8 protein-coding genes are annotated in these 6074 nt (G+C 74.0%); all 8 read right to left on the bottom strand.

Annotated elements, in window-relative coordinates; all coding sequences use genetic code 11:
- Positions 1 to 103 precede the first annotated feature (103 nt).
- Positions 104 to 958, bottom strand: a complete 855-nt coding sequence (locus tag ACFVVA_RS42015) for a hypothetical protein (protein WP_387696003.1) — start codon at positions 956 to 958, stop codon at positions 104 to 106.
- Positions 955 to 1401, bottom strand: coding sequence for a GPW/gp25 family protein (locus ACFVVA_RS42010; RefSeq protein WP_387696002.1), 447 nt, complete (start codon positions 1399 to 1401; stop codon positions 955 to 957). The genes ACFVVA_RS42015 and ACFVVA_RS42010 overlap by 4 nt, the downstream gene beginning before the upstream one ends.
- Before the next feature lie 45 nt (positions 1402 to 1446).
- Positions 1447 to 3039 (bottom strand): phage baseplate assembly protein V, encoded by a 1593-nt coding sequence (locus ACFVVA_RS42005; protein ID WP_387696000.1) that lies wholly within the window; start codon positions 3037 to 3039, stop codon positions 1447 to 1449.
- Positions 3032 to 3778 (bottom strand): peptidase M23, encoded by a 747-nt coding sequence (locus ACFVVA_RS42000; protein WP_387695998.1) that lies wholly within the window; start codon positions 3776 to 3778, stop codon positions 3032 to 3034. Before ACFVVA_RS42000 ends, ACFVVA_RS42005 begins: the two co-directional genes overlap by 8 nt.
- Positions 3779 to 3838: 60 nt before the next feature.
- Positions 3839 to 4312 (bottom strand): phage tail protein, encoded by a 474-nt coding sequence (locus ACFVVA_RS41995; protein WP_387695996.1) that lies wholly within the window; start codon positions 4310 to 4312, stop codon positions 3839 to 3841.
- A 69-nt stretch (positions 4313 to 4381) separates the two neighbouring features.
- A complete protein-coding gene (locus tag ACFVVA_RS41990) occupies positions 4382 to 4531 on the bottom strand; it encodes a hypothetical protein (protein WP_387695993.1) in 150 nt (49 codons plus the stop codon).
- Positions 4532 to 5367: 836 nt separating this feature from the next.
- A complete protein-coding gene (locus ACFVVA_RS41985; protein WP_387695992.1) occupies positions 5368 to 5544 on the bottom strand; it encodes a DUF6760 family protein in 177 nt (58 codons plus the stop codon).
- Positions 5541 to 5948, bottom strand: coding sequence for a hypothetical protein (locus ACFVVA_RS41980; protein WP_387695991.1), 408 nt, complete (start codon positions 5946 to 5948; stop codon positions 5541 to 5543). Before ACFVVA_RS41980 ends, ACFVVA_RS41985 begins: the two co-directional genes overlap by 4 nt.
- Between the last annotated feature and the right edge of the window lie 126 nt (positions 5949 to 6074).

Here is a 6074-nt window from a genome sequence, read left to right as displayed (position 1 = left end):
ATCGGCACGCCAGGCTCAACGACCGGCACCCCATCGGGATACCGGTCGCATCACCACATCATCCGAACTCGTTATGTGCGAAGGACGGGTCTAGACGGCATGCTCACTGGCTGTTCGCGGTGACGAGCTGGATCGAGAGACCGGACACCACGAAGACCCCGTCGGCCCCGGGATCGGCGTACTGGTCGTTGCCCGCCTCGGCGGGTGCCAGTTGTACGGAGGCAACCTCCGTGACGCCGGGCATTCCGGCGAGCAGCCGGTAGATCTCCTCGGCGTAGAGCGGACGCCCCACGGGCCACAGCCTGATGCGTTGGGGCGGGGCGAAGTCACTGACGCCGAGGTAGTCGCGAACGGCCGCTTCGAGCCGGTCCTTGAGCGTGGTGTCCACCGGGGTGGTCGGTATGACCTGCGCGGTGATCGAGATCTTCTTCTGGCCGGCTGCGAGGATGCCGAACTCCGTGCCCAGCGGGAGCTCCCGATGGTTGCTCGTGAAGTAGGCACGGATCGCGCTGGTGCAGACGTCGTCCGCCGGTTTCGCCCCGGGCCGGGATCGTGCCACCCGGAACGAGAACGTGGTGTCGCCGGCACGGTTCGGCGTGTACTCGACGGCGATGCAGGTGTGCGGCGTGTCGTCGCACTTCAGGGTGACCCCGTCGATGTCCGCCAGGTCGGCGGGCGTGACGCTGCGGGCGGGCAGCAGGGTGTCGGGGGCCGGGTCGGTGAGGTCGGGTTTCGCGAGGGCGAGGATCGCGTCGACGACGGCCTTGCGCGGGACGCGGTTCGCGCGGTAGCCGAGGTGGTCGACGTGGTAGGCGAAGGCTTCCAGCAGGGTGATGCCGGGGTCCGAGACGTTGTGGTCGGTCCAGGTCGCGCCCTGGGCGTGGAGGCGCTGCTTGGCGGCGTCCACCAAGGGCTGGAAGCGCAGGTCGTCCAGGTCGGGAGGGAACGGCTCGGTCATGTCAGGGCCGCTTCCTGGACGGGCGGGACGGTGTAGAAGGGGACGACGAGGGTGCGGGGGCTGTTGGTGGCGTTCACGCGGTAGGAGAGGTGGACGGCCAGCCGCCCCTCCGCAGCGGGCTCCACCTCGGCGGTGACGTCCTCGACGGTGATGCGCGGCTCCCACCGCTCCAGCGCGGTGCGGACGTCGCGGTCCAGGGAGCCGGCCGTGTCGGCGTCCAGGGGCGCGAAGACCAGGGCGTGGATCCCGCAGCCGAAGGTCGGGCGCATGGGGCGTTCTCCGGGGTTGGTGAGCAGGATCAGGCGGATGGCCTGCTCGATGTCGTCGCTCCCTCGGGCGAGCGCGATCCGATGGTCGTCGATCCGGGCCGGGAACGCCCAGCCCTGGCCGATGAGCAGGTCGACGTGCTCGCCGCCCAGGGGAGCGGGGGTGGTGGTGGACATGGGAACTCCGGTCCTGCTCAGGGGTTGGGGCGGGCGGACGGGGCGTCAGTTGATCTCCACTGTGGGGGCCTTCAGCGTGATCTTCTTGTCCGAGGACAGCGTCAGCTCGCCGTCGTCGGTGAAGCCGAGGTAGGCGGTGCCGTTCTGGTCGCCCACGCCCTGGCGGCGTGGCGTCCCCTCGGCCGGGCGGGCCCACGACGGCGGCCCGCCGCCGGTGCTGTCGAGGAAGCCCGTGACCAGGGGACGGTCGAGCCGGCCGTGCTCGAACTGCACCAGCACCAGGTCTTTCTCCGCCGGCAGGACGAGCGATCCGCGGTTCCACTGGACCACGTCCGCCCACACCTCGTAGGTGTCGTCCAGCCACGGGAATCTGACCTTGACGCGCCCGCACCGGGTCTCGTCGGGCGGCTCCACGGCGGTGACCTCGGCCCGCGCGGGCCCCGGCACCGGTGCGGTGCCGCTGAGCGGATACGGCGTCCCGGGGACGCTGGGCACCGACGGATGCGTGCGGTTGATCGACAGCCGGGTGCGGTAGCCGTGGCCGTCGATGACGTGCTCGGCCTCGGCGATGGTGTAGCGGCCGGTGAACGGCACCCCGAGGTTCTCCAGGGCCACCGGCCGCCCGGCGCTCAGCCGGGGCGAGCCGGTGGCCTGCGCCTCCACCGTGAGGCGGGTGTCGGCGACCTCCACGGCCAGCCCGCGGGTGGCGCGGGCCACCTGGTCGTAGGCGGTGAACTGGATGCCGGGCACCACGAGCGGGTCGGTGGCCGAACCGCCGGCCGCCGCCGGACCGCCGCCGGCTCCGGCGCGCGGGGCTCGCCCCGGATCGGCGTGCGGGGTCGTGTCCGCCGCAACGGCCGGGGGAGTCAGCGGCCGGTCGGCCTCGCAGGAGCGCACCTGGACGCTGACGTCGCCCTCGTCCGCCAGGAACGCCTGCACGTCGAGCAGGTTGGAACCGTAGCGCAGCACGTACGGGCTCTGCGCCTCGCCGGTGTCCGTCGACGGGGCCGCGACCGCGCCGGGCAGGGGGCCGAAGGTCAGTGCCCAGCCGTCGACGCGGATCTGGGCGTCGTAGGTCAGGGCGAGTTCCTGGAGGTAGTCCCAGTCGGTCACCAGGGTCTGGTCCACGCAGACCTCCTCGGTCACGCCCCCGGCGACGGTCACAGCCGCCCGGAGGCCGGCCCGCCGGGCGACGGCCTCGACGACCTGGGCGAGGCGCTGCCCGCGGAACGCTGTCACCCGCGGGCGCAGGGCCAGCCAGTAGCCGCGGTCGGCGGCCCGTACCACCGTGCACGCGCCCGTCCTCGACTCGACGTCGGCCACGCTGCCGAGGCCGACGACCTCGCCCGTGAACAGCGGCACCGGCGCAGGCTCCGCGTCCCGCAAGGCTGTCACCCGGACTCCCGCGCCCAGCCCGGCGCCGAGCTCCGCGACGGCGCGGTGGTCGGGATCCAGGAAACGCAGGGTTGCCCGGTGCGGCCGGTTGACGTGGGTGACGACCACTGTCTCCACCGGGCGCCGACCGTCGGGCACGGTGAAGGCCTCCGCCCAGGCCGCTTCCTCGCGGGGCAGCGCCGGCGCGAACGCGATGGCGGCCTCGGCCGTGCGGGGCCGGGTCCCGTAGACCTTCTCAGCCATCTCCCGTCCCCTCCGCCGAACCGGTTCCCGCAGGCGGTCGCGGCACGATCAGCGCCGCTCCCGCCGGTACGCCGAGCGGGTCGTCGACGGCGTTGGCCTCGGCGATCACCCGCCAGATCGTGGGATCGCCGTAGTACCGCGCGGCCAGATGGGCCAGCGTGTCGCCCTGCACCACCTGGTGGACCGCCCGGGCCTGCGCGGCGCCGAGGCCCCCGGAGGTGGGGTTCTGACGGGCCGGCGCGCCGCCGACCTCCTCCAGTTCCAGGGACGCCTCCGCCCGCAGCGGGGTGCCCTCCGGGTCGAACAGCGTGTAGGTCACGCTCACCTGGCGGACGATCGCCGTGAAGGACGTGGTCCGCGCGCTGCCCCAGGCCAGGCGCACCCACGGCGGCGAAGGACTCCGGTCGGACGCCCGGTGCGGCTCGGGACGGCAGCACTCCAGCAGACGGGTGACCGACCGCTCCACCCCGCGGCCGTGCTCGGCGGTGGCGTCGAAGAACAGCCGCACCCCCAGCGAGGTGGGATCCGACCCCAGGAACTGCGGGGGCGGCGGGGTCATGAGGGCCGGCGCGTCGCTGCGCCCCCACGAAGCGCTGCGACGGACCTCCAACTGCTCCGGGTTGAACTGGAGAGACAGCCGGCCTCGTTCGGGGCCGGGTGCGGCACCTCCCGTCAGGGGTGGGTCGAACAGGATCAGCACGGCATGGACCAGTGCCCCGAGCTGGGACGACAACGACATGGACCTGTCCTTCCTTCTCCTCGTGGAGCCATCGCGCGCGAACGGGACGGCCCCGTCGAGTCAGAGCGCGACCTCGATGAATCCCTGGTGCGCGATCTCCAGCGTCTCGGTGGCCACGGCGGACGACGCGGCACTGAGCGACGGCCCCGACCAGCGCACCGGCAGCACGCCGATCAGCGCCCACCGCACCAGCGGCCGTCCCGTCTCGTCGAGCACGGCGATCTCGCCGGGCAGCGGGATCCGGCGATGGACCTGTGCGGCGATCCAGGCCCACACCAACGGCGAGGAACGCCCGACCGGCCGGGTCAGGACCACGTTGGAGTACACGACGCGCGAGGGCAGCTTCCACACGTGGTCGTTCACGCCGCCCTCCCGCCGCTCCTCGTACTCCACCGTGCACCCGAGGCCGTCACAGGTCGCGAAGGTGCCCAGCGCCGAGGGGCCGACGGTGACCCGGAAACGACAGTCGGAGGCGAACGTCGTATCGGCTGCGCCCGCCACCAGGGGCAGCGGGGAGGAGGAAACGGGGAACATGGGAGCCCCTTTCGGACGGAGGACGCGGGCCCTGCGGCGCCCGCGCGGACGGATGGTGGTGAGGAACGGTCACCACGGCTCGCGGCCGTGGGTCCGCAGGTACCTGCCGACGGCCCGGGCCAGCTCGTCGGGGTGGCGGTGCGCGATCTCCCGTGCCAGCAGGGCGACTTCCGCCGGGGTGGGGCGCCTCGGCGGCGCGTGGCCGACCTCGGGCAGCACCGGCGGTGCACCCGGGCCGCTCGGCGTCCCCGGTGCCGGGGACGCGGCCGGAGCGAGCACCGGGCCCCGGGGAGGAAATGCGGGTGCGGGCGCGGTGATTCCGGCACCGGGCGCGCCGGTGGGCCGGGCCGCGGTCGGGCGGGGTTGCGCGGGGCGGGGCTGCGCCGCCGCGTGGGCGGGAATCGGCGCCGAGGACGGACCCGGGGGCAAGGACGGTGGGTGCGGCGGCGGTCGGTGCATCACCAGGGGCATCGCGACGGCGGGGTCCGGGCCCGGGCGGCCGCCGGCGGGAGCGGGCCGGTCGGGCGGTGGGGCTTGTGGCGGCCGCGGCGGCGCTGTGGCGGCAGGGGTGTGCTCGGCGACGGGGGAGATCCGGTGATCCGCCGGTGGAGGGGCGGCGGTGTCCCGGGGAGCCGGTGCGGGCGGCAACCGGTCGGTGCGGGGCGGGCGCTCAGGTGAGACGGGGGGCCGCGCATCGGCGGGGCGGACGCCGGCCGGGGCCGGCCGGACGCCCGGCAGTGGCGCGGGTGCAGCGGGTGCAGCAGGTGCAGCAGGGACGACGGGCGGCGCCGGCTGTGGCGGCAGACCGGGGAACACGGTTACTGCACAGGGCAGTTCGGCCGACGGGGTCGCCCGAGGGTGCTGCCGCTCTCCGGGCGCCGGGACACGTACGGGCATCGCCCGGACCGCGATCCGCGTGCCCGTGGTCACGGGCAGCTGTCGCCAGGCGGCCAGGCGCTGCCGGAACGCGCCGAGATCGCCGACCGGCGACCGGCCGTCATGCCCGGTCGGCGCCGCGCCGTGCGGGGCCGGAGCCGTCCGTCGATCGGATGAGCTCAGCCGGGCCATCCGTACCCACTCCCACGGTTGATCCGCGTGTTCATCCGTGCCACCTCCCGGACGTACTGCCGACGCACCTCGTGCTCCATGTGCAGCAGGTCCTCCAGACCCCAGTGCAGGTAGTACGCCAGGTAGGCGACCTCCTCCCGGAGGTGTTCCGGTGGAGGCGTCACGATTCCCCCGGGGCACCACCGCCCGTGGCGATGCGGGTTCCGCACCCCGGACAGGTCACGACCCGGCCGGTGTCGCCGTTGATCCGCTGGTAGAGCTCCTGGAGGTAGGCCAGGTCCTCGGCGAACAGCCGCTCGATGTCCTCGGGGCGGACGGCCGTCCGGCTTCCCAGTTCCGTCACCACGAGGCTCAGCAGCACGATGCCCAGGTAGGCGGGGTTGTCGCGGACCCGCTGGTCCACCAGGGGCGCCAGCTCGTCCCGGGCGGTGGCCAGCCGCATGCGCCCGTCCCGGTGGACGGCGCCGGAGTCGTCGACCAGGCCCCGCGGCAGGGTGAAGGCGTACTCCGTCACGAGCGTGCCGGTGGCCGCGGCGTGCTGGTCGGGGCGTGGTTGTTCCGCGTTCATGGCGTACGACCTCTCGTCGCGCCGGCGCCCTGCGGGGGCCGGCGCGCTCGGGGCTACTCGACGGTGATGTCCTCGTAGGTGAGGGTGACGGTCTCGGTGGCGACGTTGTTGCTGCCGGCGTCGAGG

The sequence above is a fragment of the Kitasatospora sp. NPDC058048 genome, assembly GCF_042885555.1.
Taxonomy (GTDB): domain Bacteria; phylum Actinomycetota; class Actinomycetes; order Streptomycetales; family Streptomycetaceae; genus Kitasatospora; species Kitasatospora lactacystinica.
Note: the sequence above shows the minus strand (reverse complement) of the source record. Positions and strands in the feature narration are given on the sequence as shown.

Excerpts from the sequence above, each read along its gene's own strand:
- ACFVVA_RS42005 (WP_387696000.1), bottom strand. The coding sequence starts at position 3,039 with ATGGCTGAGAAGGTCTACGGGACCCGGCCCCGCACGGCCGAGGCCGCC.
- ACFVVA_RS41980 (WP_387695991.1), bottom strand. The coding sequence starts at position 5,948 with ATGAACGCGGAACAACCACGCCCCGACCAGCACGCCGCGGCCACCGGC.
- ACFVVA_RS42000 (WP_387695998.1), bottom strand. The coding sequence starts at position 3,778 with ATGTCGTTGTCGTCCCAGCTCGGGGCACTGGTCCATGCCGTGCTGATC.
- ACFVVA_RS42010 (WP_387696002.1), bottom strand. The coding sequence starts at position 1,401 with ATGTCCACCACCACCCCCGCTCCCCTGGGCGGCGAGCACGTCGACCTG.
- ACFVVA_RS41995 (WP_387695996.1), bottom strand. The coding sequence starts at position 4,312 with ATGTTCCCCGTTTCCTCCTCCCCGCTGCCCCTGGTGGCGGGCGCAGCC.
- ACFVVA_RS42015 (WP_387696003.1), bottom strand. The coding sequence starts at position 958 with ATGACCGAGCCGTTCCCTCCCGACCTGGACGACCTGCGCTTCCAGCCC.